The organism is Lysinibacillus sp. fls2-241-R2A-57 (assembly GCF_030209535.1).
Classification (GTDB): Bacteria; Bacillota; Bacilli; order Bacillales_A; family Planococcaceae; genus Lysinibacillus.
Map to the genome: position 1 here is coordinate 41,933 of NZ_JARVRU010000082.1, position 25,941 is coordinate 67,873.

23 protein-coding genes and 4 pseudogenes are annotated in these 25,941 nt (G+C 35.8%); 24 read left to right on the forward strand and 3 right to left on the reverse strand.

Features of this window, described 5'->3' with window-relative positions:
- Window positions 1–61: 61 nt before the first annotated feature.
- The 8 genes from QRN68_RS14140 to QRN68_RS14175 all read left to right on the forward strand — a co-directional run bounded on the left by QRN68_RS14140 (window position 62) and on the right by QRN68_RS14175 (window position 7,335).
- A complete protein-coding gene (locus tag QRN68_RS14140) occupies window positions 62–376 on the forward strand; it encodes a DUF5713 family protein (RefSeq protein WP_285397536.1) in 315 nt (104 codons plus the stop codon).
- A 106-nt stretch (window positions 377–482) separates the two neighbouring features.
- Window positions 483–893: a hypothetical protein gene (locus QRN68_RS14145; RefSeq protein ID WP_285397537.1), complete on the forward strand. Its 411-nt coding sequence runs from the start codon at window positions 483–485 to the stop codon at window positions 891–893.
- Between the two features lie 19 nt (window positions 894–912).
- Window positions 913–1,695 carry a hypothetical protein gene (locus tag QRN68_RS14150; protein ID WP_285397538.1) on the forward strand — a complete coding sequence of 261 codons (783 nt, stop codon included), beginning with the start codon at window positions 913–915 and terminating at the stop codon, window positions 1,693–1,695.
- Between the two features lie 429 nt (window positions 1,696–2,124).
- Complete coding sequence (locus QRN68_RS14155; RefSeq protein WP_285397539.1) at window positions 2,125–2,832, forward strand: WGR domain-containing protein; 708 nt, start codon at window positions 2,125–2,127, stop codon at window positions 2,830–2,832.
- 118 nt (window positions 2,833–2,950) lie between these two features.
- Window positions 2,951–3,481 (forward strand): DUF2004 domain-containing protein, encoded by a 531-nt coding sequence (locus QRN68_RS14160; RefSeq protein ID WP_285397540.1) that lies wholly within the window; start codon window positions 2,951–2,953, stop codon window positions 3,479–3,481.
- A gap of 577 nt (window positions 3,482–4,058) precedes the next feature.
- Window positions 4,059–4,691, forward strand: coding sequence for a TetR/AcrR family transcriptional regulator (locus QRN68_RS14165; protein WP_285397541.1), 633 nt, complete (start codon window positions 4,059–4,061; stop codon window positions 4,689–4,691).
- Between the two features lie 35 nt (window positions 4,692–4,726).
- On the forward strand, window positions 4,727–5,488 hold the full coding sequence (locus tag QRN68_RS14170; RefSeq protein WP_285397542.1) for an ABC transporter ATP-binding protein: 762 nt from the start codon (window positions 4,727–4,729) through the stop codon (window positions 5,486–5,488).
- Complete coding sequence (locus tag QRN68_RS14175; RefSeq protein WP_285397543.1) at window positions 5,476–7,335, forward strand: hypothetical protein; 1,860 nt, start codon at window positions 5,476–5,478, stop codon at window positions 7,333–7,335. The genes QRN68_RS14170 and QRN68_RS14175 overlap by 13 nt, the downstream gene beginning before the upstream one ends.
- A 160-nt stretch (window positions 7,336–7,495) precedes the next feature.
- On the opposite strand, the pseudogene QRN68_RS14180 reads toward QRN68_RS14175, so the two are convergent.
- Window positions 7,496–7,618: pseudogene (locus tag QRN68_RS14180) on the reverse strand (3-ketoacyl-ACP reductase); the annotation flags it as partial.
- A 383-nt stretch (window positions 7,619–8,001) separates the two neighbouring features.
- On the opposite strand from QRN68_RS14180, the gene QRN68_RS14185 reads away from it, so the two are divergent.
- From QRN68_RS14185 to QRN68_RS14265, 16 genes and pseudogenes are all read left to right on the forward strand, one after another.
- Entirely contained in the window at window positions 8,002–8,328 is a 327-nt protein-coding gene (locus QRN68_RS14185; protein WP_285397544.1) for an ArsR/SmtB family transcription factor, read from the forward strand.
- Window positions 8,325–8,741, forward strand: a complete 417-nt coding sequence (locus tag QRN68_RS14190) for an SRPBCC family protein (RefSeq protein ID WP_285397545.1) — start codon at window positions 8,325–8,327, stop codon at window positions 8,739–8,741. Before QRN68_RS14185 ends, QRN68_RS14190 begins: the two co-directional genes overlap by 4 nt.
- A gap of 132 nt (window positions 8,742–8,873) precedes the next feature.
- Window positions 8,874–12,044, forward strand: a complete 3,171-nt coding sequence (locus tag QRN68_RS14195) for an ATP-binding cassette domain-containing protein (protein WP_285397546.1) — start codon at window positions 8,874–8,876, stop codon at window positions 12,042–12,044.
- A gap of 114 nt (window positions 12,045–12,158) precedes the next feature.
- Window positions 12,159–12,845, forward strand: coding sequence for a Dph6-related ATP pyrophosphatase (locus QRN68_RS14200; protein ID WP_285397547.1), 687 nt, complete (start codon window positions 12,159–12,161; stop codon window positions 12,843–12,845).
- 250 nt (window positions 12,846–13,095) lie between these two features.
- Window positions 13,096–13,326, forward strand: a pseudogene (locus tag QRN68_RS14205) (helix-turn-helix domain-containing protein); the annotation flags it as partial.
- A 219-nt stretch (window positions 13,327–13,545) separates the two neighbouring features.
- Window positions 13,546–14,551, forward strand: a pseudogene (locus tag QRN68_RS27080) (aminoglycoside phosphotransferase/kinase family protein).
- A gap of 449 nt (window positions 14,552–15,000) precedes the next feature.
- Complete coding sequence (locus tag QRN68_RS14220) at window positions 15,001–15,423, forward strand: lipoprotein (protein ID WP_285397550.1); 423 nt, start codon at window positions 15,001–15,003, stop codon at window positions 15,421–15,423.
- 166 nt (window positions 15,424–15,589) lie between these two features.
- Window positions 15,590–15,718, forward strand: coding sequence for a hypothetical protein (locus QRN68_RS14225; RefSeq protein ID WP_285397551.1), 129 nt, complete (start codon window positions 15,590–15,592; stop codon window positions 15,716–15,718).
- 72 nt (window positions 15,719–15,790) lie between these two features.
- On the forward strand, window positions 15,791–16,357 hold the full coding sequence (locus tag QRN68_RS14230) for a DUF4256 domain-containing protein (protein WP_285397552.1): 567 nt from the start codon (window positions 15,791–15,793) through the stop codon (window positions 16,355–16,357).
- 760 nt (window positions 16,358–17,117) lie between these two features.
- The gene (locus QRN68_RS14235) at window positions 17,118–18,602 is read left to right on the forward strand and encodes a DHA2 family efflux MFS transporter permease subunit (RefSeq protein WP_481817451.1); all 1,485 of its coding nucleotides are present in this window, start codon (window positions 17,118–17,120) and stop codon (window positions 18,600–18,602) included.
- A gap of 842 nt (window positions 18,603–19,444) precedes the next feature.
- Window positions 19,445–19,837, forward strand: coding sequence for an immunity 22 family protein (locus QRN68_RS14240; protein WP_285397554.1), 393 nt, complete (start codon window positions 19,445–19,447; stop codon window positions 19,835–19,837).
- Between the two features lie 369 nt (window positions 19,838–20,206).
- A complete protein-coding gene (locus QRN68_RS14245) occupies window positions 20,207–20,890 on the forward strand; it encodes a response regulator transcription factor (RefSeq protein ID WP_285397555.1) in 684 nt (227 codons plus the stop codon).
- Complete coding sequence (locus QRN68_RS14250; protein WP_350224355.1) at window positions 20,890–22,032, forward strand: sensor histidine kinase; 1,143 nt, start codon at window positions 20,890–20,892, stop codon at window positions 22,030–22,032. The genes QRN68_RS14245 and QRN68_RS14250 overlap by 1 nt, the downstream gene beginning before the upstream one ends.
- Window positions 22,033–22,246: 214 nt before the next feature.
- Window positions 22,247–22,648 carry a hypothetical protein gene (locus tag QRN68_RS14255; protein WP_285397557.1) on the forward strand — a complete coding sequence of 134 codons (402 nt, stop codon included), beginning with the start codon at window positions 22,247–22,249 and terminating at the stop codon, window positions 22,646–22,648.
- A gap of 550 nt (window positions 22,649–23,198) precedes the next feature.
- Window positions 23,199–24,677 (forward strand): FTR1 family iron permease, encoded by a 1,479-nt coding sequence (locus tag QRN68_RS14260; protein ID WP_285397558.1) that lies wholly within the window; start codon window positions 23,199–23,201, stop codon window positions 24,675–24,677.
- A 19-nt stretch (window positions 24,678–24,696) separates the two neighbouring features.
- Window positions 24,697–25,071, forward strand: a complete 375-nt coding sequence (locus QRN68_RS14265) for a hypothetical protein (RefSeq protein ID WP_285397559.1) — start codon at window positions 24,697–24,699, stop codon at window positions 25,069–25,071.
- Between the two features lie 214 nt (window positions 25,072–25,285).
- On the opposite strand, the gene QRN68_RS14270 is transcribed toward QRN68_RS14265, so the two are convergent.
- Together QRN68_RS14270 and QRN68_RS26950 are read right to left on the reverse strand one after the other, a co-directional pair.
- Window positions 25,286–25,480, reverse strand: coding sequence for a hypothetical protein (locus QRN68_RS14270; protein ID WP_285397560.1), 195 nt, complete (start codon window positions 25,478–25,480; stop codon window positions 25,286–25,288).
- Window positions 25,481–25,513: 33 nt separating this feature from the next.
- A pseudogene (locus QRN68_RS26950) lies at window positions 25,514–25,573 on the reverse strand (YjcZ family sporulation protein); the annotation flags it as partial.
- Window positions 25,574–25,941: the final 368 nt, after the last annotated feature.

Consider the following 25,941-nt stretch of genomic DNA (forward strand, 5'->3'; position numbering starts at 1 on the left):
GGAAAAGTAACCGATTTTATTTGGATATAGAAGAATAATAGATTTATTGGAGGAATATAAGATGAAAGAAATCATTTTTTTAAAGGGAATGTATCAAGATAGTTATTATCCTACATTTTTAGTTGATAAAATTAAAGAATTATTGGAGCAAATTGTCCGCTATTTAGAGCAAGGTCCCCATTCATTAGAAGATATACAAGTAAAATTTGATGAAATTACACGTGCGATTAATGATTTAGAAGACGAGTTTTTAGAACATGACAGTGAAATTGAAACGGTTGCACGAGATAGTATTGCATTAACTGTTATGGATATATTGGATGTATACAACGTGAAGATTGATATTGAAGACGCATTAAGAGAACGTGAATGGTAGTGAGTTATGTTTAAATAACTGTTACGATGCTACCCATACTCTACATTAAGGCTTTTAAAGAGGGGTTTTTTACTAATTAGAAATTCAAGATAAAGGGGAATGGCCTATGCAAGATATTCGACCAACGTCACGCTGGCGCAATGCGAAAAGAGAAGAAGAGGAAGAATTTACTGCTGGATTGATTGAGAAAGATGACTGTATTTACGCGGAATTGTTTCCAGATAGTTTTATTCATCAGACGGAAATGGTGCTAGAGCAGTATGCAGCATCCATTGCGAAACTGCCAAATCAGCCAGATAGCTATCCTGCCATTATGAAATCTATTGAAACAGCGGTACTTGCCCTAAATGAGATTAATGAGGTAGGTGGAGGCGGATTGATTGAAACTGGCGAACGAGAGGAGCTTTGTGATTATTTTGACCAAGTGCTGATTCAACGTGGAATTGATATTGATGACCTTACTAAAAGTCAGAATCTTGGACGTTATGAGTTAACAGATGATTGGCGTGAGTGGTAATTAGAGGGAGGTGTTCGTTTTGCTTGAATTGACGAGTAACGTATGGGGAAATCTTACAGGACCATATGGCTCTGCAGAGAATGTACCAGCGTTGTTACAGCGATTGAAGCAAGCATACGACCAAGAAACAGTTGATGCGCTTTTTGAAAGCTATTTGTTTCATCAAAATACTATTTATACAGTGACATATGCAGCTGTTCCTTATTTGATGCAGATAGCTTGTTCAACGAATTATCCCGAAGTGCAACATCATTTGTTTATTATCTGCGGTATTATTGAGGCGAGTCGCGGTGATAGTAGCTTTCCGACAGCTTTAAAGATACTTGATGAACATATCGGAGCAAATATTTACAATAGCTATATTGAGGCAATACGTGAGATGGCGTTATTAGGAAAAGATGTGCATACCTACGCAACTACTTTGGATGATAATGTGGAAAAGCGTTATGTTCTCGCCGCAGATGCGACTTATCGAGGAGCGTATAGACTGGCGGATATGCTATTGACGTTTGTGACAGGGGATGAGTATATTGCTATATGTCCACATTGCAAGGAAGATGTATTTTTGTGGGAGGGAGCTACACAGGCATTTGTACAAGACCCTGTTTTCGTCAAGGAACAAGAGGCTCGCAAAGTTGTACCTGCCTCAAAATTTTCAGATATGGAGCAAATATTGTTAGCGGAACAAGCAGTATTGATTGGAGAACACGAACTTGTACATGATTTGCCGTATTTAGCTGGTGAGGTAAACTCTCCTTCTTGTAGTGTAAATATACAAATTTGGTCGGCGCTACTTAAGTAGTAATGAATATATTGAAAATTGAAATGCCAAGAAGAAATGAACTCTATTTTTGTCTCAATACAGTCTCAACAGTGGCGTTGATCCAAATTTTCAACAAAGGGGTGTGTGATTTTGGTCGATGCTTCTTCTATTCATAAAATAACATTTATACTTGGGAATAATGGGTTAATTGACAACCAGAAATACGAGAAGACTCTTTCTTTATCACTTAATGCCTTTGACTATGGTATCTGCAAATTGCGTGATTTCATCAATACAAGGAATATTTCTCAAAGTATCAATTGATATAGTGTGTGATTTTAATGATTATGCGATAGTAAGAAGCATTTTGGTGCATGGATTAAAAACAGCCTTTCTTCCACAAAAGAGTGTGTAATAGTATTACGAAAGTTCTATATAAAGACAACACTGGAAAGGATGTACAGTTAGATGAAAAAAGCTTTTACATATCAAGACGAAAAATCAAATAAATTTTGGACAATTGATTATTTGGGGATGACAATATGTGTGCATTACGGGAAAAATGGAACGATTGGGAAGTATGAAATGAAAGAATTTGAGTCACAAAAAATTTGTGAAAAAGAAGCCCAAAAGTTAATTGTCAGTAAAATGAAGAAAGGGTATCAAGAAAATCCTACATTTGATTTTGATAATTGTCTTTACTTTGATATAGGGGAATATGGCCCACATCCAAAAACGTCACACCCACGTTTTGTCGCTCATTTCACAGAAGAATTTTATTATGATTGTGGTGATGAAGAAGCACCTTTTGGTAGTGATGAAGGGTCTGATACACTTTATGAAATGGAAGAAGTCATAAGAAAGAAGCGCATCATTGACTTTGCTACTTTCCCGAAACATTTAATAGAGAATATATGGGGAATGCATTATATATCAGTTGACACATTGGATGAAAAAGCTGTGCGTGATATCGCAAAAGAGCATGAAATGGATATGATGCAAAGTGACATGATAACTTATGCAACAGCCTTTGGTCAAATTAAAATTACTGGGAAACTAGACTCAGCCTTGAAGAAGAATGCACTTTTAGCATTGAAGCGTTTTGCTATCATGTACTCTGATGGACAATTAACGTCAACGCAGCAGACAATGTATAATGATTTACTTGCGTTTTAAATTGAAGTCTACAATAAATTAGATGGATTATAGCAAGATTGACCCGCATTTGGAGTAAAGAGATGAGAGCGGTTCGCAATGGATAGCTGTAAATTTTTCTATTTTATAGGGGGAGAAGATGATTCCGTTGAAAAATTATCAATTTCACACTTCATTATTTGGAGAATTAGACGTGCCTGTTGATAAAGGGCTTTTTGAAAATTTTACAATTACACTGGCGGGTAAAGAGATTGAGACAAGCCTTGATATTTTTGATGGCATTTTAAATGATGACAATCAAGCAATTGTACAGAAATTTCTTGAGCATATTCCTGAAATGTATCAAAAAGCAAAGTCTACACTTTTTGCTAATTGTCATACTGATTCAGTAATTGCTTATTTTATTCAATATGTGACGGAAGTAATTGATGAAGATGAAGATTATCAAAAATATTTGTTAGAGACTCTCAGTATGGTAGCTGTTGAGGAAATAACAAACGAAGCATTAATTGATGTGTTGGAACCGAGATGTATTCGGATTAGTGCGAATCAACTGCATCAGCTCGATTGTGTTTTTGATTTTTCTCTGGATGAAAATTATAGCGACGAGCTTTTGGTTGTATACTTTGACGAGAATTTTGAGGTATGTAGTATTTCTCATGAAAGCTAAATCTTAATTTGAAAAGAAGAAATCAAAAAACAGAGAATATTAAAAAACGAAATGATGTAGATTTGCATTAAAGTTGTACCATCTATAAAAAAGTGCGATGAATCCTACAATAGAAATGTAGTGAATTCCTTGATTATAACGAGAAAAATAATTTGGAAACAATGAAAAAGTGAAAAAAGAGAAAAAATATACTTCTCGTAACATTCCGTTTCACCCACCAACTACGAAAACTACTTGTATTTGCTGGGGCAATGAAGCTAAGCATACAGTTTGGTTTACTACTAATAATTGAAAAAGTAATACAGCATTAAGCTTGCTTCTTTAATTTAGAGAAGCGGGCTTTTTCTGTTTTTATAAAAAAATAATAGTAGCTCCCATGATAAGGTCGGACTCGACATCTATAGGTTTTGGTTCTTCAATATCAGCAAGGACCCTTTAAATACATTTTCGTATTTATATCGATTATTAATCCTAAAAAACGCAATTTAACCTTAACCTAGATTCATCATTTCTAAAAATTCCAAAAAAGACCAAAATAACATTTGAATTTTTTGAACGCTCATGCTAATTTTAAAATATGAATATAAATAATAATACAAACAATCAAAAAAAACTTAGTTTTATTGAAGCTGCCAGACAAACGCAAATTGTAGAGTGCGCAATCGAGACGATCGCCAGTGTGGGATTTGCACAAGCATCCTTAGCCCAAATTGCCAAACGTGCAGGGATTAGTACGGGCGTGATATCCTACCATTTCAAAAGTAAAGAAGCGTTAATCCGGCAGGTCATTGAAAAGGTGTACACTTCTGGTGAATCTTATATGCGCCCGCTTGTACAATCTGCCACAAGTGCAAGGGATATGTTAAGCGTATATATCGAAAGCAACATTGCCTTTATGTCTGCACATAAAACGTATATGCTCGCTCTATTAGAAATTTGGTCTGGCATCCGGCCTAAAGAAGGAAAGGAGTCATTTGTTTATAGTCTTCAAGAGGCAGCCATTCACGACTTAGAGAAGATTTTCCAATTTGGGCAAATGAACGGAGAATTCCGAGCATTTTCTCCCAGAGTTATGGCGGTAACAATTAGGCAGGCGATTGATGGAGTGCCTCCGCAAATTAGAATGAATCCCGAGCTTGATCTTGATGCTTATGCAAAAGAATTGATCACTTTGTTTAAATTGGCTACCGATAAGAACGTAACGTTGTGAGCATCATCAAAAGCCATCTTAAGGAGGAAAATGGGATGACAGAATGGGATTCAGCCCTTCAGCTACACGGGCTGTGCAAACAATTTGGGAAACAAACCGCAGTTAACAGTGTCAACCTGACTGTGCCTTGCGGTTCATTTTTCGGTTTGGTAGGTCCGAACGGTGCAGGAAAAACGACTCTATTATCTATGGCTGTAGGTCTGCTACGCCCAGACCGTGGAGCGTCGAGAATATTTGGTGCGGATGTTTGGTCAAATCCTTTACATGCTAAGACATTAGTCGGGGTTCTGCCGGATGGCATGTCATTGCCAGAAAGATTAACTGGGCGTGAACTTTTGATTTATATGGGATTACTGCGTGGACTTGATGCGAAGACGGTTGCCGAGCGTACAGAAGAATTACTTGCGATCTTGGATTTCTGTGACGATGAGCGTACGCTTGTTATCAACTATTCCACTGGAATGAGAAAGAAGATTGGTCTTGCCACGGCCCTTCTACATTCCCCAAAGCTTCTTGTGCTTGACGAACCGTTCGAGGCGGTTGATCCTATTTCTGCATTAACAATTAAAACCATCTTGCAGCAATTTGTTGCCAGTGGTGGTTCTGTCATCTTATCGAGCCATGTCATGGCGTTGGTCGAGCAGTTGTGTGATCATGTTGCTGTTATTGCGAAGGGGAGAGTGGCTGCTTCAGGGCCATTGGATCTGGTGCGTAATGGTAAAAGTCTAGAAGAGGCTTTCGTTCACTTAGTTGGGAAGCGTCCTGAAGAAGGAAAGACACTATCATGGTTAATGTAATGGTTCGAATGAAGCTTTCTTTGCTTCATCACTCGATGAGCGGAGGAAGAGCAATTCTCATGATAATAGGCGGGGTCATCGGTCTATTGCTGGCAGTTTGTACGATTTTACTTGCGATGCTATTTAATAATGATACATCAGCAGATCTTCTCTGTATCGCTTTTGGCCTTTGGATGATTGGTTGGATCATAGGACCTATGTTAGTTGGCGGAGAAGGGACATTAAAAACGGAATACTTCACCTTGCTACCTATTGCCCAACGAAAATTGGCTATAGGGTTACTCGGTGCCTCTTTCATCGGCATCGGACCAATCGTTAGCTTAGTCGCCAGTTTCGCTCTCATTATTTATGCAGCAAGACTTGGCTTTTGGGCTGTTATCGTTGCTGTACCTGCAATGTTGTTGCAACTGGCAATTATCATGCTGATGTCCAAAGTGGTGATGGGGGTGATTGGAGAGGCATCGAAATCTCGATTAGGGTTAGAATTCGGGGCTTTAATCATTGGAGCCGTTATAGCTTTTCTTAATGTAGGTTGGTATTTACTTCCGAAAATTAACCTATTAGTAGAGAGACCATCACCAACAATTTCCTTGGTGGCACGAATATTGCCAACTGGCTGGGCGTTGGTTGCGATTGAAGCTGTAAATCAATCCAATTACTTTTCAGCTGTAGGTATACTCTGCGGTTTGGCTTTATTGTGTGGTTTGCTATTCATTGTATGGGCAAGAATGCTATCAGCGAGCACAAAGAATGAGGCTCGTATAAATCAAGATGGCAGAAATAAATCAATGTTTCTTACTTGGGCCAACATTCTAACTCCAAAAATCTCCAAAATCGGGGTAGTTGTTCTGAAGGAACTGAATACTTGGATGCGGGATCCACAACGAGGTCGATTGTTGCGAATGGGGCTATGGACGGGGTTATTCTATGGATTATTCGCATCGTTGGGCGGCGTTACTTTATTAATGCCCTGGACCGGCGTAGTCTTCGTAATGTTTACTTGCATATTCTCGAACAATCTTTATGGGTTTGATGGCGGTGCACTGTGGATGACTATTACGACACCGGGTTCAGAACGAATCGATGTACGAGGCCGACAGATTGCATGGTTATTAATTGTAGCACCAGCTTCGATTGTAATATCTCTCTTTTTCCTTTATTTCAGCAAGTTGGACTGGGCATGGGTATGGGTTTTTGCTTTGCTTCCATCACTACTTGGTGGAGGGGCGGGACTAATCTTGTTCCTCTCAGTTTACAAAATCATACCTGTGACAGACCCACATCGACGCGGACGCGGAACCATTGTCTCTGGTGATGACATGAACGCAGGAGAATTATTGTTAACCAATTTATTATTGTTGGTATTGCTGCTTTTTGCTTCGATTCCTACATTAATCATAGTGACCTTAGGAACGTTGCTACATCAAAACTGGCTGAAATGGACCGGTGTACCTACGGGAGTGTGTACCGGCCTACTCATTGCTTGGTATTTCGGACGCTTGGCATACCGTCGTTTGGAAACTCATGGTCCAGATATCCTTTCTTTCATGCAGTGTGGCGGAATCGTTCAATCCACTGATATCAAAGTAGCTCAAACAGAGGAGTCATCCACTAAACTATCTGCAGGAAAGACCGTTTTGGTAGGACTACTCGTTACGATGGGGATTATCTTCACGTTGCCACAGGGGATTGTGCCCATTATTCTCAAGCTTTTAGATGTAAAGGTACGAAGTTGGTTTATTGCCTTATATCTTCAAGATAACATTCAATTACCTGTATGCATCTTCTTCATTCTAGCTGGTGTGAGTGCTCTGATTATGACTAGAATAATAATGAGGAAACGATGAAACAGCCAAAGAAAAGCCAAAATATACTTCCAGCAGCATTCTGTATAATCCACCAACTACTTGTATTGGCTGTGGAAATGGAGCAAAACATACAATTTGGTAAAAGCATACTAATATCCAAACACCCTCTTAGAAATCAAATAAGAGGGTGTTTATCAATTCATAGTGTTTGACCATTATCAATTGTAAAAACTTGGCCGGTCGCTGATTTTTGAGTCAATTGAAATAAAATAGCCTCTGCAATATCATCTGGTGTTTAAATTCTTTTCAGTGGTAAGTAACCTATTGACCATCTCATCGATATTATAGGTGGATCCTATTTTTACACCATTTTAATTAAAGAAGAGCAGATATCGGCAGATGTTTGGTTAGAACGAATTAAACCAATTATCATGAATGGCATTGTACCTAAGAAATAGAAAAGACTTCGATTTATATTTCTTGAAAGAAGTTTTGAGGTCCTGAGAAAAAGAAGTAAGATTTCTCTTGAGTTTATCAACCTAAGATGATGCATGGAAATGAAGGAGATGGCGAATCAATCATAAACTACATGAACAAAAGTATAAAACGAATGCCATTATCACAAAATAAAAATTGACTGGACACTAAATGGTGTCATATAATTAAGACACCATTTAGTGTCCAATTTAAAAGGGAGAGGGGATTTTGAGCGAGAAATATCAAGAGCGTGATGTTTATGCAGCGATTGCTGACCCAACAAGACGTCAATTAATACGTTTGTTGTCGGATGTAGAAGAATTACCTCTTCACGAATTAACGGCTCAATTTCAAATGGGTCGTACAGCAGTTTCTAAGCATCTGGCTATCCTTAAAGATGCTGATCTCGTAATGGCTCGAAGGGTTGGTAGGGAAACGAGGTATCGCTTAAATGCCACACCGTTGAAAGAAATTCAAGATTGGGTATCGCATTACGAAGGATTTTGGAAAGAAAGAATGGCTAAATTAAATCTATTATTGGAGGAAAAAAAATGAAAGCAGATGTATCTTTAGATTATCAATTCACAAGTTCAATCGAGCAGGTTTGGGAGGCATTAACGGATTCAGACACACTTGAAAAATGGATATGGAAAAATGACTTTAAACCAGTCGTAGGGCATAAATTTCAATTCCGAGCAGAGCCAAATGAATGGTGGGATGGAATTGTCAATTGCGAGGTGCTTAAAGTGGAAGAACCTCATACATTATCTTACACTTGGGCAAGTGCCGGAGAAACCACTACTGTTACATGGACATTGACACAAGGCGCAGATGGAACTACTAATCTACACCTAGATCAAACTGGATTCAGTGAAGCAACGAAAGCCCGCCAAGGAGCAATCGAGGGAGCTAAATATGCTTGGACGAACATGGGGACTCAGCTTGAAAAAGTGTTAGCAGCACTGTAATTATTTTATAAATGAACAATTGGACGCTTTTCGGAACACGAAAAGCGTCATTTTTGTCGATTCGTAAACAAAGCAAATGCATTTGAAGTTACGCTAACATGACAGTACTAGATTGAATGGAGAGATTATACGATGAAAATAAATCAATTAATTGCTAACAATATAAATCGTTTAGATGTTGTCTTGCTGGAAGATCAATCGTTAGGAATTGCTGGATTGTCCGGATCTGGTAAAACCACATTTTGCCAAACGATTGGTGAAGAATCCAAGAAGCGTCTCGTTTCTTTATTGCCAAAGGCTGAATATCAGTATTTATTCCCCGATATTATGGAAACGAATTTCAGTGCTATCAAAATGGAGAACATGCCTTTAGTACTTTTTCTCGGAAAATCATCCATTTCTTCCAATCCACGTTCAACGATTGGTACTCATACAGGCGTTTTTAAAGAGATTCGCGAAAATCTTGCAGAAAAGTTTGATCTTTCGCCAGAAGTTTTTTCCTTTAATAATGCATTAGGCTGGTGTCCTGCTTGTAAAGGGCGAGGCACTACTAAAAATGTTGAGTGTAAAAAGTGTGAGGGCAAGCGTTATAATCCGGAAGTGGAGCAATATAAACTAGAATTATGGAATCAACCACATAGTATTTCTGATCTTAACAATTTAAGCATTGAAACGATTTATTCCCTGTCAGAGGAATTAAATATTAGCGAGGAAAGACAACATATTCTTCAAAATATTATCAATATGAATATTGGTTACTTAACATTAAACCGCATCATGGGTACCTTGTCTGGCGGGGAACTAACACGACTTTACTTGGCAGAATTTATGGCGGCCAGTGAAAATACCGTGATTATTATTGATGAAATTTCTGTCGGACTTGATCGCCAAACTCTGTTGAAAATTTTAGAACAAATCAAACAATTAGGCTATAAAAATCAAATTTGGCTTATTGATCATTCTGACACGGTGTTAAATACAGCGGATGAGCAATTGTTCTTTGGACCTGGTAGTGGGAAATACGGCGGAAAAATTGTCGAAGAATCACCACGTCCAAAACCTCTTTATTCGGAACGAAATCAGGTAATGCCAACAGACTATTATCAATTTCATGATCTTTACTGTCGTAATATTGAAATGGCAGAAATTCAAATTCCTAAAAATAGACTTGTCACCTTTTCAGGGGAGTCTGGGTGTGGCAAATCGACCCTTGTCAATGAGTGTATCTCTAAGGACTTCCTAAAACGATATCCAAAAGATAAACTAGTCATGGTCGGGCAAGACCGAAACCAATCGATTACTAGCCGATCAACTGTTGCGACGTTTCTTGATATCAAAAAGAAACTTACCAAATACAGTGACGAAATTGACGATATTTTTCAACGTTCAATTGAGGACATTATTGAGGAGCTTCCGAATGAAGACATCGCTCATAAACGTTTAAGTTTACTGATCAAGCTGGGACTTGGTTATTTGACGTTAGAAAGAAAAACACAATCCTTATCAACAGGTGAATTTCAATGTGTTCATTTAGTTTCTGAGCTGTTTTCAAATTCAAGAAACCCCCATACGCTGTTTATTTTTGATGAGCCTTCAAAAGGTTTATCCCAAAATATTTTAAATCAATTTATTGATAGTGTTAGGGACATTCTGAAAGATGAATCTATCTCTATTATGATGATTGAACATAATGCCTATATGTTAGAAAGCTCTGATTTTATCGTTGATTTTGGTAAAAGACAGCAGGAACCTGTTCGTCATCTTGATGTTGTCAGTCATGATGATTATTTTAGTCAACATAACAATACCAATAGTGGTGCTTCATTGCATATATCTTCAACACTAGATTCAAAAAAGGGTATTCATTACTTAGAAGAAAATCATATTAGCTATTTTAAAAAAGCAGAAAACGTCTATAAGGGCGGTATTTTAAAAAGCTTATCCTCAATGGCCCGTTTAATTTATGGGGAATACGAATCCGCAACAATTGCACCTGTTGTTGCCATTGATCTTGAAAGACATTTGTATAGTCAATATAGCTTTCTGTATGAAATTGGCGGCCTGATTAACCATATTGTGGCGGCACATCCGACGAATAAAGATACAAGAAGCTTCGATTTCTTTAGTCAGGAAAATCATTGCCCAAGCTGCTCTGGCCGCCTGCAAATTGAAAAATTTGATTTTGATTTAGTCATTCAAGACAAAACAGTGCCATTCTGGGATGGTTTATTACATCCAGACGTGATGGAAGTATTAAAATATTATCAATATCCGAAATTGCAGTTCCTGTTTGATGAGATTAAAAATGAGCTGGGTCAAGATATTAGTAAGAGCTACAATGACATGACAGAAGAAGAAAGACATACATTCCTATATGGTTATTGGGAAAAGTCGTTTTATGATAAAGCAACGAAGTCTTCGAAAAAATGGGAAGGTTTTAATTTTATCCTTGGACGTTATATGGTTATTTCGAAATCAATTATTAAAGAGCAAATGAAAGCTTCAAAAGAAATGGTTCCCTGTCCAATCTGTCAAGGAGCAGTCCTAAACCATAAGAAAAAACTAACATTCGGAGACACTGATATTCGTGAGATTATTCATCAACCGATCGACCAAGTTATAAAAACAGTAGGGAACTTACCAGAGCTTGAAAAACTAAAAGCAATAGTTGGTGGCGATATGACTCTTACAGAAGATGTCTCCTTACTTCCAAGGGAAACAAAAGTATCGTTAAAAATGCTTGAATTAGAACTAGCAAGCTTTGTTGGTTATGAAATAGTACTACAAAATGTTTTACCATTTTGGGACAAAATTAAAAATAATATCGAAGCGATAAGCAGCCAAAATCTAATTACAATCTGTGATTTTGCCAATATTGACGAAACGAGAGAAACCATTATTGATAAATATTTCACCAACGGAAAATACAAAAAACTAACGTACGTGTACGAAGCATTTGGCTATAAAAAACTTGTCACTCAAATTAATAAAATTAAAGCAAGTCATAAATGTCCATTCTGTAATGGAAAGAAAGTCATTTCAGAAGATAATCTTCACGATGGTGTGTTTAAATTATCGGTACCATGTGTTAGTTGCTATGAAAGTGGTATCAATGATGAAGGGCGTAAGGAAATTGTCGATGGTGTAGACGTGCAAACGTGGCTAACTGGTAAAGTAAGAGATGTTGTGGATGAAAGCTTACGAACGGAAGCTGTTGCAGATATTCCAATTTTCAATCGTATTCGCGAGTTGAATAAAAGAGATATGATGGCAATTTACCAATGCCTTGAACAAAATAATTAATTAAAGAAAGCTACCTCAGAAACACATTTGCAAAATTAATTTGCAAATGTGTTTTTATGTTATTCTGAGTAAGAGCATGTAAAAAGTTATTAGAATAAAAGGGGAAAGATAGGAATGGCAGAATTAATGAATTGGAAAAATGGTGCTCAAGGGCATAAATTTATAGCTTCTTTTAGCGGAGGAAAGGATAGTGTCTTAGCTCTTTATAAAGCAGCGAAGGATGGAGAAGCAATTGGACTAATCGTCATGCTGGAAGAAGAAGGGCAACGTTCAAGGTCTCATGGAATGCCTCCCGAACTCATACGTGCCCAAGCTAAATCTATTGGATTGCCTGTTTATACGGCCGCTTCAAGTTGGACCGATTATGAAAAAGAATTTATGCGCCTTTTAGAAAAAGCTAAAAATCAAGGTGCAGAAGTTTTAGTAACAGGTGACTTAGATATGCCTGAACATGGCTGCTGGCATGATAAGGTTACGAAGAATGCTGGATTAAAACTAGGCATGCCTTTATGGGAAATGGATCATTGTGAAGCTGTCGATGAGTTCATTAACCTAGGATTTGTAACAATCATTGTAACTGTTAATTTATCTCTAGGAATGAGAGAGGACGATTTAGGGAGAACGTTGACTCATGAATACGTAAAGGAACTTGAAGATCGTGGTATTGACCCTTGCGGAGAAGGTGGAGAGTTCCATACTACAGTACTAGATGGGCCAATTTTTAAGCATCCTATTTCAGTTCGTAAAAAAGAGATTATTAGAGACGGAGAATATGCTTTTTTACCTTTGGAACTAGATTAGATGGTAGGAAGGAAAACCTTACAGACGGTTTTCTTGTTTCGCCTATGAATTATAAGTAGAGCATGTTTTGAAAAAATCGAAACATGCTCTTATTTAATGTGGCAGATATATTCTTATTGAGATAAATGTTTAAAGAGCTTGTTTTTCGATAAAAGCCCAAATAGTTTCGATAAAATGAGATTTTGTTTCGATAAAAGCTCAAATAGTTTCGATAAAGAGCAATTTTGTTTCGATAAATCTTCAAAGTATTCCTCAATTAGAAAGAGATCTTATTCGTATGCGACAACCTGAAGGGATTAAATTGGCTCAGAAGGGAGGTAAGTTTAAAGGTCTTCTGAAGAAATATCATAAGAATTACGCAGGAATGAATTATGCAGTAAAGCTGTATAAAGAAGGGAACATGACTGTAAATCAAATTTGTGAAATTACGAATGTGTCTAGAGCTTCGTTATATAGAAAGTTATCAGAAGTGAATAACTAGGTCATATTTTCACTTCAAAATAGCTGTAAAAAATTCGGTTAAACTATACAAAAATGTATATTAATGCTAAAATTAATTCAAAATTGCAAAAATTCCACTTAAACTGAAGATTCAGCATAGTTCATTAAGCAACCATTTGCTAAGATTTGATTTTAATAGCAAAAAGGCTTGAATTATATAGAATACTTTTAACTAGTTTATAAAATTAGGAGGAGATTCATGGTTTATAATGAGGTAGTTAAAATCGGTGATGCATACTTACTTGCATTAGTATCAGAGTTGTACGGGTTGGAAGGTTATGAAATCAAGCCGGTTAGGTCACATATTGGAGGGCGCAATGTCGTTTATACCTGTGAGAAAGAGGGTACCGACGCAACAATACTCAGAATCTCCTTCTTAAATGATAGAAGCCGGGGAGATTTCCAGGGTGAAGTCGAGTATATCAGGTATTTATTCGAACATGGTGGAAGCGTTTCGGATGTAGTCAACTCTCGGAAGGGGAATTTGCTGGAAGAGATAACTCATAATAATCATACTTTTTTTATCTGCATGTTTCAAAAGGCTAAAGGAAAAATGCTTGTGGAAAATAATTATAGGTATCGGGAAGGAATCCCAATTACCGAATACTATTATAATTGCGGTAAAGTCTTGGGGAAACTGCACCAATTATCAAAAGGATACACTCCTGTCCATAGTCGGTATAGTTTTTTTGACAAATACACTGCTGAATATATCGAGAAACTGATACCAGGTTCATTACCACTTCTGAAGAAAAAGATGTTAGACCTCCTTAAAAACCTAAAAGAATTGGACAGGAATCCAAATTACCGTATATGATTTCGATAATTCATGTTACTGTTGGTATATGTTTGATCTAGCAGGTCTCTGGACGCAAGGAGTTGGCTGGATACAATTTGAACCAGACGCTGGTAAACGGAAAACGTTCATGGATAATTATTTTGAAACAGTTCTCGAAGGATATAAATCCGAGACGGGAATCGAAAATTCGATGTTGGATAAGTTGCCATTATTTATCCAAGTAACCCTTATGGAAGGTATTGTAGATGCATTTGAGGTGTTACGGAACAATGGTGAAGAACTGGAGTGTGACGAGGAGTTGTCGTATCTCATAAAATGCTTGGAGGACGATATTCCGTATAAAGGTTTTTTCCATGAAATTTACTCGTGTGAAGAACCCTTTGAATATGAGAAACAAAATGTTTAGTCATTTTGTAGCAACCTTTACTTTGATGATATTGTGAAAATATGTACTTAGACTATAGAATGTGTTAGTTAAACATGACGTTATTTGGAAATTACGAAAAAATATGAAACCCTAATTCTTCTGCTTAGCGTAGAAAAATTAGGGTTTTTACATCCATCAAATGGCTTAACGTGGGTTTTATGTCAAAATGCTGGTAGGATCTATTGTTTAACGTTTTTTATCAATTAATCCATAGTGGAATTAGCATAAATATCCAATAATTAATTATCAAATCCTTTTTCTTATACTACAATTGACATGTCATATTCATTAAGAAAATTCCTTGTAGAAATGCTTAATTAAATAGGGGAAAGGAGTCCAAACATGAGAAGTAGAATATAAAAATGAATTCATATTATCAGACAAGTAAGGTCGGAGATAAGGATACTCTAAAAAGGGGGAATGTTGAAATGAAGAAAATCATTTTATCTATATTACTTGCTATTATTTTAGCTGGATGCAATAAAGTTGTTGCTCAACCACAAGGCAAAGTTGTTATAGATAATAACTATTATATGATGATGGCAAAGGATTACCAATGGGACGAAGACGACGTTGAAATTAAAACAATAAGTTCTCTCGATACAAATGAACTAGCAGATCAATTTGAAACTTTAGAAGTTGAAAAAGAAGATACATTAAAATTTGAGATTGAGAAAAACCCTTCTTCCATAACAGTTATTAGACTGAATGAAGATGGTACAAGTGAAATTGTTGAAATGAAAGATAATAAAATTACCATGCCTTCGGAAGAGGGATATTATATTTATGAACTTAAAACAATTTGGAATAAGGGAAGAGAAACTTTTGTTTTTGATGTAAATGTAAACTAAAATAGAGTAACCTATTTCAATTTAGGTCACTCTTATTTTACTCCCAGGTCTTTTTTGAAGAATTATTTTAAGTCTGAAAATTTTCCGCCAGTAAGTAGTTCAAATAATTCCACTGACTACTCCTTGTCTATATTTCATATATACAGGGAACTCTTGCCGTAGTCAAATGGCTGAAGGATGGGCAAGAAAATTATGTCTACTGGTTGGACAGTTAAAAAATGCTGGTATTATGGTAGCACCATATCGATTTTCCAAAACAAAAACGATACAATTATTCATACTTGTGATGACTTAAAGGAAAAGATTGCAGGATACTTAAACACCCTATCATAAGATTTTTACTAAAAATAATAAGGGGGCTACTAATATGACAATGAGAAATAAGGAGTTGTCACTAGAACAACGTGAGGAACTACTCAGTACTTTGAAAGCACGTTTTGAAAAAAACATGAAACGTCATGAAGGTCTTGAATGGGCTGAAGTTCAAGCTAAGCTCGAAGCCAATGATGAAAAACTGTGGTCACTCAATGAAATGGAGGGAACTGGTGGAGAACCGGATGTTGTTGGCCATGATAAAAAGACGGGCGAATATATTTTTTATGATTGTTCAGCAGAAAGCCCTATAGGTCGCAGAAGTGTTTGTTACGATCGTGAAGCACTGGAATCAAGGAAAAAACACAAACCAGAAAATAACGCTATTGATATGGCAACTACCATGGGTATTGAACTTTTAACAGAAGAACAATACCGTGAGCTGCAGAAACTTGAAAATTTTGATATGAAAACGTCGAGCTGGGTGCAAACACCTGCGAATATTAGAAAACTCGGCGGGGCCATCTTTTGTGATTATCGCTACGATACTGTCTTTGTGTACCACAATGGTGCAGATTCCTACTATGCTGCAAGGGGCTTCCGTGGCTCGCTAAAGGTCTAAATTCTTAGACAGATAAATTTAAATTTAGAGGAGTTCATCTGGGGGAAGACAACTATCAGGTTCAATTACTTGATGAGCCATTTAAATGTGTGCAGCTATAGATTCAACAACAAAGAAACTAGCGATACTTAGAATTAAGTCAAACAAATATAATAAAGTGTTTTCATGGATGTCTGTTTAAAGTACTTTTGTTCACTTTAATTACTAGTAATACCAGAGAGAAACGCCTGGATATAACGGTAATGAGTAGGGGGATAAAAAGGATAATAATCTAGCTTCCAAGACTAAAAAAGTCGAATTCCTGTACGTTAAGGAATCGACTTTTTTGTGTATATGTATAGATTCATTCAAGAATTGACAATAAAAAAATTATGTACAACACATTGAAATACATAATGATTTGTGTTAAATTTATATGGATAGACATTATATAATTATAATTTGCGTACTTTCCCTATTCTAATTATATAATACATTCTATCCTTTCGTCAACTCTTATGTTTATTTTTTTAAGGAGTGGTTACAACGAATTCGAATTTTCAGCAGGAGCAACACAACAGATCGGAGGAAGAAACTAACTTGCGTTGGACCAAAGTGGTTTATAACACGAATACCATTTATTGTTATGGTGTGAGATAAGAGATTGGAAAGACTTCATATAGAAGTGAATGTGATGTAAAACATAGAAATGATATAGAAAGTAGGACTGATTCAATTGTCGCAGATAAACTATTCTGTTGAGAAAAAAGCACCTTACGGCATGATTGCCATTTTATTTATCGGGGCCTTTGTTGCTATTTTAAATGAAACATTACTAAACATTGCCCTTCCGTCCATTATGGAAGAATTTGATGTGAATGCAACGGCAGTGCAATGGCTCTCTACGGGCTATATGCTTATCAATGGTATTTTAATACCTGCGAGTGCATTCTTTATTCAGCGCTTTTCAGATAAAAAGTTATTTATTACAGCAATGTCATTGTTTACTTTGGGAACATTCCTAGCGAGTATCTCACCTGCATTTGGTGTGTTATTAGGGGCTCGAATGATTCAAGCTGCAGGATCAGCGATTATGATGCCGTTATTAATGAATGTCATGCTTACCGCTTTTCCAGTTGAAAAAAGAGGGGCAGCAATGGGAATGTTTGGACTTGTTATGATTACAGCTCCAGCGATTGGTCCGACTCTTTCTGGATGGTTGATAGAGCACTACAATTGGAGAATGTTATTTGATATTGTTCTGCCAATTGCCGTTTTAACCTTAATTTTTGCAGCCTTTAAATTAAAAGATGTAACACCACAACGTGCAATTAAGCTCGATGTTTTCTCTCTTGTTTTATCTAGCATAGGATTTGGTGGCTTGCTTTATGGTTTTAGTTCTGCAGGGGAAAAAGGATGGGATAGTCCATTTGTATACGGCACAATTATTATTGGTACACTTGCTTTAATTACCTTTATCCTTCGTCAACTTCGATTGGATGAGCCTTTGCTTGAGTTTCGAATTTTCCAATATCCAATGTTCGCCTTATCATCGGCCATTTCAATTGTTATTTCTGTGGCGATGTTTTCAGCTATGATCTTGATGCCTATTTATGTACAAACAATTCGAGGGATTTCACCTATGGACTCTGGCCTATTAATGCTTCCTGGAGCTATTGTCATGGGGATTATGTCGCCAATTACAGGGAAACTTTTTGATAAGTATGGAGCAAGAATTTTGGCCGTGATTGGATTGACCATTACCATTGTAACAACGTATTACTTTAGCAAAATTAGTATGAATACAGCTTATTCTACACTTGTTCTACTATATACCTTACGTATGTTTGGGATGTCTATGGTCATGATGCCAGTCATGACAAATGGTTTGAATCAGCTACCAGCGTATAGGAATCCACACGGAACAGCTATGAATAATACGCTGCAGCAAGTATCTGGTGCTATTGGTTCCGCGGTGTTGATTACCGTAATGAACCATCAAACGACTGCAAAAGCAGAGGAACTTGCTGCTGACGCAATGGCTAATATGAGTGCAAACGCAGTTCAACCATCTGCACAGGCTGCAGCTGAAATGCAACAACACATCGTGAATGAAGCGATGTTACATGGTATTAATTTTACCTTTTTCATTTCAACATTGATTGCAGTTATCGCTCTTATCCTTGCTTTCTTTATTAAGAGAGTCAAGCCTAATCATGAAAATCAAACGGATGGGGAACATATAGAAACTGTGAATGAGAAATAATTAAGCTAGAAAAACGGGTGATGCTTACCTCAAGCAACACCCGTTTTTAATTTGTTTGTGCTAGTGTGATTGCTGATCATCATTGGGGAGTGGATTTCACCTGTATATATGGGAGGATTGCTTCTTGTCTTGGGATTAACTGGTGCATTTTTGTGTTACATAATAACAAAAACCCTATACCTTAAAGCTAGTGAGGAAAATGAAAGATATTCTCACCTAAAAACAAATATTTAGTAAATTTTAAATTTTATAGGAAAAACAATGATAATAGAATATACTAAGAGCAATATTTAACCTATAACAAAAGATGACTTTGATGAACGGAGATGCAATCGTTTGGGTTGTTTTACTTTTATCCATTTTAATTTGTGATTATTTAGCAACATATTTGTACCAAAAGAAGAAATTCCCTTTATGGGCCACTGCAATTGGCATGGCAATTTTAATTCTGGTAATAGTCGGAAGTTTAGTGTTTTTTAGGCGTGAGTTATGCAAAAGCTTTTGAACCAGATAACACAGGAGAAAGAATTGCTTTTGCAGGAGGATTCATGGTGTTGATCCTTGCATTAAATGCAATTATGTATGTTTGTTTTAGGAGTAATTTTAAATATTTATACGTTTGTTAAACGAAAAATTAAGAATGCGGGAAGTTGAAAAAGCAATATTTAGATGATGTAACGATATAAGCCAGAGATTATATTAAGGATAAAAGATCAGTTTTGGCTATAAATTAAACCTTTCTCAAGCTTTAAGTGGGGCGAATTCAAAAGGGAAGCCAGAATAATAATTGCAAAACATCAAAAAAAACATATGAAAGTGAGTTGTAAATAATAATGGAGATAATGAGTAAAGTTCATGTTTGGATTGGAATTAGTAACGTAGATGACGATACCTTTAATGAGTATTTTGAAATCGATTATAGTGATCCAGACATGGATATCGATGATCCAAAATATAAAATATGCGAATTTTGTAAGGATATTAATGAAAAAGTGTATGACGAGGATTGGATCGGTGTATATTGGCAAGATGAATTAACAGACGTGGATGAATTTATTGAAGAGCTATCAGTAGAGGATGAGACGATGGTTGAAATTAAAAAAATCTGTATTCTCAAAGGATTAGACAAAGTAAACACAATGTTTTATTATTTCGATCCTGAAATAGAAATTACTGATGTTAACAAGCTTTATAACGGTCTGCATTATATCGGATTATTCGATACCGATTTTTAGTGCAGTAAACGTATTAAAAGAGTAGTAAATTCCTTGGTTAAATAGGAGTTTTCTGCTCTTTTCTTGTGTTAAAAATGGACCTGTTTCTGCTTTGGTTTTATCGTTCACATGAAAATGAAAAGGCACTTTACAAGTGCAAATCGAAAAGTACAGATACTATGGGTAGTTGAAGTATTCAAGCCCTCCTTCACGCCAAATAATTTTAGTTTACATAATATATATACGTTGGTCATGACTTTCTTATTATCGAAAGTTTCCTACGACAAAAGGATGGATTCTTTTACAGATATAAATTATTATTTGATAATAGTTGCTTAACATAGATTTAACACACACCTATTTAAACTAATAAAATGAGGTGATTACGATATGAGAATTCTTGTAGTTGAAGATGAGTTGGATTTACAGGAAGCTATCGCTGAGGGACTTAGAATAGTAGGGTATGCAGTTGATGTCTGTAGTAATGGAGAAGTCGCTTATGAATTGGCGTACGTTGAAAATTATGACTTAATAATACTTGACTTAAATCTTCCGAAAATGGATGGATTAAAGGTTTTAGAAAAGATAAGAGAAGAAAAAGAGGAATTAAAAGTTTTAATCCTTAGTGCAAGAAGTAGTGTGAGTGACAAAGTTAAGGGTTTAGATATTGGTGCGAATGATTATTTAACTAAACCATTTGACTTTGCAGAATTGGAAGCAAGAATAAGAAATTTATTAAGGCGAAAATTTATACAGGAAAACAATCTATTAGCTTGTGGTGATGTAAAAATAGATTTGTTGAAGCGTATTGCATTTGTAGATGAAATTGAATTAATACTAACAAAAAAGGAATTTGTTTTACTGGAATACTTATTAATGAATCAGGAGAGAGTTGTCAGTCAAGAAGAATTGATTGATCACATTTGGGATAGTAATGCCGATAGCTTTAGTGGAGCTATTCGAGTTCATATAGCAACATTACGAAAAAAGCTAAAAGCTCTTTTAGACTATGACCCCATACGTACAAAGATTGGTGAGGGCTATCATATTGTTAAAAATGATGGTGACGCATGATGTTTAAAAAAATACCAATTCGACAACGACTTACTGCAATGATGATAATTTTATTAACAATTTGTTGTATAGGGCTTACATTAATTTTAAATTTTTCTGCTGGCATAATGGCAACAAGAATTGATGCAGCCACTGCTTTACCTGCTCAAGAGGTTGGTCAAGATAACAATGTTATAGGCAATTTTCAAACGCCATCAAATGTCATGATGCCTACACCATCTGAAGATGCTCAAAAAGCAAAAACGGACTTTCATTTTGAAAGTGTTTATTATATGATTTTAATCATTGTCTGTGGTGGCGTATTGACATACTATATTTCGGGCAAAGCGTTAAAACCACTTGATTCACTAAATAGTCAAATTAAGAATAGAAGTGTACATAATCTATCGGAAACGATGGACATCCCACCAACTAATGATGAAATAGCTGAGCTAACGAGGTCTTTTAATGAAATGACGAATAAGCTAAACAATGCTTTTATGATGCAAAGCCGCTTTTCCGCAAGTGCAGCCCACGAACTCAGAACGCCACTTGCGGTTTTAAAAACAAAGGTTGATGTATTTAAAATGAAAAACGCACATTCAACAGACGAATATGAAGCACTCATTAACATTTTTGAAAAGCAAACACAACGATTATCTGAGCTTGTATATACCCTTTTAGATATGACAAATATGAATGATGAATTTGAGAATGAATCCATCTGCTTGAAGGATATTTTAGAAGATATTGTCTCTGAACTTTCTCATATTGCTAATGAAAAAGAAGTTACTTTATATTTGGATTGCGATGATAGTGTTGTTTACGGAAATACAGATTTACTTTATCGAGCGTTTTATAACATTATTGAAAATGGTATTAAATACAATATTGAGGGCGGTAAGGTAACGATTAAAGTTAAATCGGATAAAAAGCAGATAATGATTGAAATTAGAGACACGGGAATTGGTATCCTGGATGAGGAAAAAAAGTATATATTTGAGCCGTTTTACCGAGTGGATAAATCACGCTCTCGTGAATTGGGTGGCTCAGGCTTGGGACTTTCCATTGTGCAAAGTATCATAACCAAGCACAACGGAAACATCGTAGTTACGGATAATGAAAACAGCGGTACTTGTTTCCAAATTACACTTGGTAAATAAAATATTAATATAAAAAGGCTTTAAATCGCAGTTGATACTGTTTATTTAAAGCCTTTTTTTAATAATTCATGGTGAAATATCCCTCTTAACACGGATTTAACATGGATTGTTATATATTGGTGACATCAAATAGAAAGGATGCAGGTAGTAACCAGGTATTTATGACACCTATCCATCTTGTGGTAGAGGCAAAACATTTTAGGAGGAAATTAATATGAAGAAAAAATTAACAATTACGACATTAGTGCTAGCATTTTCTGTTGTTGCAGGATCTGCATATGCTGCGAGCAACAACGACAAGATTGAAAACACACAAGCTAGTGAAACAACTTCGGCTACAAAATCTAGTGAACCCGTCAACTTAGAGGAAATGGCTAAAGAAAAAGGGATCACGGTAGAAGAACTGATTGCTCAGCTTGAAAAAGAAGGAAAACTGACAGAAGCAAGTGAAATAACTTCGGCTACAAAATCTAGTGAACCCGTCAACTTAGAAGAAATGGCTAAAGAAAAAGGGATCACGGTAGACGAGCTGATTGCTCAACTTGAAAAAGAGGGTAAGCTTATGAAAGCTGAAAACGTTACAGATTCCATGTCAGCAGAAAAAAGCAATAAGTAACATATAAACAACTCTGTTATTCGTGAGAAAAGAAATGATTCGATGAATGTTATCGTAGTGGATTTCAGAAGAAAACGTCCGCCGTGCATAGTATCATTAAAAAATACCTTGGGAAAAATCAAATAAGAATATGAAAAAGGCTTTGAATGGCGGTTATTACCGTTTATTCAAAGCCTTTTTCACTGGAGTTAAATCTTAAACCGAAATAGTAGAAAACAGACTTTTGGAGGTGTTTAAATGTTCTTTTTCATCTACCTCATCTACAAGGAGCAGACGTGTATAATCACATTCTTTTGACTGGATGATGAAAAACGCTCAGCCAATAAATTGGAAAGTCGGTTCAATAATTGTATTAACATGAGACTTAATAATTTTCTGGAAATTTCAATTTTACAACTAATCAAAGAATTTAGTCCTAAATTACCAATTTATACATAGGGATAAAATAAAAATATTATTGACAATGATAATTGATGATAATAAAATGATACTCGTGTAAATGATATTGAAATTCTTTATCAATTAGAGGGTGTTACCTAGGAGGGTCTTCATGGGGAAAAGTTTATTACTTAAATTATCTATCCTTCTATTAATATTAGGAATTGGAATACATACTCCTGCAATGGCAGCTGGAAATTCTAGTCAGGATATTAAGAAGGCAGAGGAATCCGTTAATCGAGCAATTGATTTAGCTTCTCAAGGGAACCTTGCTGAAGCAGAAAATGCTTATGATCAATTTAATAAAACTTGGAGGCAGATTGAAGAAGAAATAAAAGCTTATTCTATTACTGCTTATCGTGATATTGAATCGAATATGGGGAAAGTAGTTTATGCTTTTACTATAAATAAGCAAGATCAAGTATTGTTGGCTTTAAAGGATTTAAAGGCTGTAAATGAAAAATATGCAACTGGCGGTTATCATCAAGAGTCTGAGTTGAAGAAGGAAGATCTTTCTTTGGACGATTTTATTCTCATTTTACAAAAGACTAAAAAGGAAATTCTTGAAGAAAACAAATTAGGTGCTATTGAAGGAATTAAAAACGCTAGTGACAGCTGGTTAAGTGTAGAAGGCGTTGTTGTTGCACAATCTGCATCTATATATAGTGATTCCGAAAGAGACCTTGTTGCCATACAAGCCATGCTAAATGCTAATCCACCAAACTTTGAAGAAGCAGAAAAATTAATTGATAACATGGTGACATACTTAACCCCATTAGCTACAAAATCTCAATATACATATTGGGATGCAGCCATGATCCTAATCCGTGAAGGATTGGAAGCATTACTTGTAGTAATTGCGTTAATGTCGTTTGTTAAAAAATCTGCGGACTCAAAAGGAAAAGCTTGGATTTGGACTGGTGTTCTAACAGGTTTGGGAGTAAGTGTAATACTTGCTCTAATCGTTAAGTTTGTTATATCCTCTGGTGCTTTTGGAAATAACAATGCCCTTATTGGCGGATGGACAGGTGTATTTGCGGCAGTCATGCTGCTATATATGAGCTATTGGCTCCATAGTCAATCTAATATCGCTGATTGGAATAGATACATTCATGAAAAAAGTCAAAATGCATTAACAACTGGCAAGCTCGTTTCACTAGGTGTTCTCGCGTTTCTTGCAGTGTTCCGTGAGGGAACAGAGACGGTCTTGTTTTATATCGGCATGGCAAGCCAAATTAAGCTTCAGTCTTTACTATTTGGATTTTTAATTGGCGCCGCTATTCTTGGGATTTTAGCTTATTTAATGGTCTTTGTTGGTTTAAAGTTACCTCTTCGTCCATTCTTTATGGTCTCAAGCGTAATCGTTTTTTATCTTTGTATCAAGTTCACGGGGATGGGTATTCACAGCTTACAATTAGCAGGGGTGCTTCCTACAACGAATGCTCCTGGTATTCCGAATATAGAATTTTTCGCTCTTTACTCCACATGGGAGAGCGCAATTCCACAGATTATTCTGGTTCTTGCTGCAATTCTTATTCTGTTAATTAAAAAAATAAATAATAAAAATTTTAAAACAGTTAATAATAACTAAAAGAAAGTTGGGATGGATTATGAAAAAGTTAATGGCATTGGTATTAGCAATCGGTCTTGGATGTACTTTATTTTTAGCAGGATGTAGCTCAAAAGATAGTAAGGTATCCGATGGAGTTAATAATATGCTGGAGACTACTAATCAGTTATCCAAAGCTATCGAAAGTGGAGACAAAGCAAAAGTAAAAGAAGTTGGACCAAAATTAGAAGACCAATGGAAGGTTTTTGAAGACGAAGTTAAGAAAGAACATAAAGACCTTTACGAAAAAATCGAAAAATATCTTGACCCTACGATTGCTGGTTCAGAAGCAAAAACTCTTGATAAACAGGCATTAAGTACTTTAAACGAACAACTTACTGATGCCTTAAAAGAATTGAAAAATAAAACTAAATAAAGAAAATGGAAAACACCAACTTTGTGAATCGTTGGTGTTTTTTAAACTTTAAAAGGACCTATTGATTATCTACAACTGAATCCTTAATCATAGGAACAATCAGGTATACTTTAGGAAAAAATGTATACATTATTTGTGAATTAACAGTGGCCCTACATGAAATAAATTTCTACTCTTTTAATATCTATATATTTATTTGTTGAAGTGTTCTTTCTTAGAAGATACGTCGACCAATACTTATGAGGAAAATAGCTGCAATTAAAAAGAAGGGAATGAAAAAGGTTCTAAAGCCTGACCGCATAAAAATTCCTCTTGCTGGATCAACTCCTACTAGTATTCCTCTTTGAACTCTTCCATGGATATCTCTGACCTCTACAGCCTGACCTTGGTGTCTACATAGTTGATGCATAGTAACCCTCCTTTGAGAAGAAAATTTTACTAAGGTTCCTACAATAATTAGTAGAACAAACAATACAACAATTAATGCAAAAGAAGTTGTTATAACTCCTCAAATATCATCTCCTTTAGAACTTGGTAATTTAATATATGAGTTATAAGAATAAATGTTATGGACAAATTGTCGGTAATCCCGTGGAATTTCTTGAAACGTAAGATCAAAAAGGTCTGTCACTCTTTAAATGATAGTAGATAATGTGTGAGCAAATTAGCGTAAAATAATCCCCACCTGAAAAATCAGATGGGGAATAGGCTATTTTTCAGATAACTTGTTAAAGACTATAGACTATACAATTGATTGGCAGAGTTATTGATCATGGAAGTCTATAATACTATTAGGCGTGTTGATTAGGAAAAAGTAGGTTTATTATTGATCGATGAAAGGGTTTTTCTTGTTACTATTTAGTGTCGAGC